The following is a 2,244-nucleotide window of genomic DNA, read 5'->3' on the forward strand; positions in this document are numbered from 1 at the left end:
TTCGACTCACTTCTTCTTTTCTTCAACAGATCTCTCTGCTTCGGAATCTTTGGTTTTATCCAGGTTTTATGGTACTATTCTCTTTTCTATGACCTATCGTCGTTGGCAGATATAATGCAATCGTTCACTCCCGACGACTTTTAATATTATAGCACTCTGTTTTCTTGTTGTCAAGCACTAAATATTTTTTTATTAATTTACTTCGTTTTTCCGAAGTTGCTGTGTTTTTATTTCCGACAGCTTTTGTATTATACGGTCTTTTCGCCTGCTTGTCAACACTATTTCTTCATTTTTTTCATAAATCTTGATGTTTTTTTGATTCTCAGTCCCTAAAGAGGAAGAAGCCCCACAATCAGGACTTTTTTCCTCTTTTTAATCGCAATGTTCCTTATTCCTGGATTCCTGGAATCTTTGGCAGACGATCAAACCCATAGGCAAGATCCTGATCCGTTGGAATATAATCCTCCATACGGTTCTCCATATAAGCAGAATAGGCGGTCATGTCAAAATACCCCGTTCCCGTTAAACCAAAGAGGATGGTTTTTTCTTCCCCCGTTTCTTTGCACCGGAGCGCTTCATCAATGGCTCCCCGGATGGCATGGGCTGATTCTGGCGCCGGGAGAATGGTTTCACATTTAGCGAATTGAATGGCGGCTTCAAAAACCTTGGTCTGTTCAACAGCGACGGCTTCCATGTATCCATCGTGATAAAGCTTGGATAAAATGGGGGACATCCCATGATAGCGTAACCCACCGGCATGATTGGCGGAAGGGATGAACTCGCACCCCAAGGTGTACATCTTGGCCATAGGTGTGATTTTTCCGGTGTCGCAAAAATCATAAGCATACCGTCCCCTTGTCAGACTTGGACAGGATGCAGGTTCCACGGCGATAATATGCGGATCAGCTTTACCGAGTAGTTTATCCTGCATAAAAGGAGCAATGAGCCCGCCTAAATTTGAGCCGCCTCCGGCACAACCAATAATGACATCTGGATATTCCTCTAAAATTTCCATGGCTTTTTTCGTTTCCAGTCCGATAATAGATTGATGCAATAGGACTTGGTTCAACACAGAGCCCAGTACATAACGATAGCCCTCTGTTGTAACGGCCTTTTCGACTGCCTCGGAAATGGCACAGCCCAGACTTCCAGATGTCCCTGGGTTCTCAGACAATATTTTCCGACCAATCTCCGTTGTGTTGCTGGGACTTGGAATGACATCACCATCAAAGACCTGCATGACCGCTTTTCTAAAAGGCTTTTGCTCATAGGATACTTTCACCATAAATACATTGAGGGGTAATCCAAAATACGAGCAGGCTTCTGACAGCGCCGTCCCCCATTGTCCAGCACCGGTCTCTGTGGTTACCCCCTTTAGTCCTTGCTCTTTCGCATAATAGGCCTGGGCAATGGCTGAATTTAGTTTATGGCTGCCGCTGGTATTGTTTCCTTCAAATTTGTAATAAATTTTTGCAGGAGTGCCCAACTGTTTCTCTAAATTATAGGCACGAATCAAAGGGGATGGCCGATAAATGCGGTACATCTCCATAATCGGTTCTGGAATATCAAAATATCGCGTTGTGTCATCCATTTCCTGATGGGCCAGGGCCTCGCAGAAAACCGGATATAAATCCGACTCTACCGCCGGCTTCATCGTCCCCGGATTAATCATGGGTTCTGGCTGTTCTTTCATGTCTGCCCGAATATTGTACCATTTTTTTGGAATATCATCTTCACTTAAATAGAAACGATAGGGTATTTTTGCCATTGTAATTTCCTCCTTTGACTTTAAATACAATGATTGGCCAGGGGCCATTTACTCAAAAACGACAAAAGGCTTTTGTCCCAAGGGACAAAAGCCTAAACTTCTGCGATACCACCCAAGTTGCCCGTACACTAAATACAAGCCACTCATTCTACATACTAACATATGCACCCCGCTGATAACGGATGGGGTCTCCGTCGGAACCTACTCACTAATGCTTTCAGACCGCACTCACAAGTCCATTCGCTACACATTGCTCTACCGGGTCCCACCAATGCCGGCTCTCTGGAATTGCTCCTGTGCAGTTACTCCTCTTGTTCGTTGCTTTATAATTTGGATTGAGTGTATTTTACTCCAGTAACGTGGAAAAGTCAAGTGTTTTCTACTTGAGTTTTCGTAGTTTTATCCACAAACCCCTTGTTTCACTGGTAATGCAATGAACAACTTTCAGAAAATGCCCAAAATATAAGGAATCACCA

1 protein-coding gene and 1 other annotated feature are annotated in these 2,244 nt (G+C 43.8%); the gene reads right to left on the reverse strand.

The features are described 5' to 3' along the window. Positions 1 to 388: 388 nt before the first annotated feature. Positions 389 to 1,768 (reverse strand): TrpB-like pyridoxal phosphate-dependent enzyme, encoded by a 1,380-nt coding sequence (locus BLW33_RS13870; protein WP_090310064.1) that lies wholly within the window; start codon positions 1,766 to 1,768, stop codon positions 389 to 391. Between the two features lie 77 nt (positions 1,769 to 1,845). Continuing rightward, positions 1,846 to 2,096: a binding site (T-box leader), on the reverse strand. Positions 2,097 to 2,244: the final 148 nt, after the last annotated feature.

It is taken from the genome of Eubacterium aggregans, from assembly GCF_900107815.1.
GTDB classification, from domain to species: domain Bacteria; phylum Bacillota; class Clostridia; order Eubacteriales; family Eubacteriaceae; genus Eubacterium_O; species Eubacterium_O aggregans.

Excerpts from the sequence above, each read along its gene's own strand:
- BLW33_RS13870 (WP_090310064.1), bottom strand. The coding sequence starts at position 1,768 with ATGGCAAAAATACCCTATCGTTTCTATTTAAGTGAAGATGATATTCCA.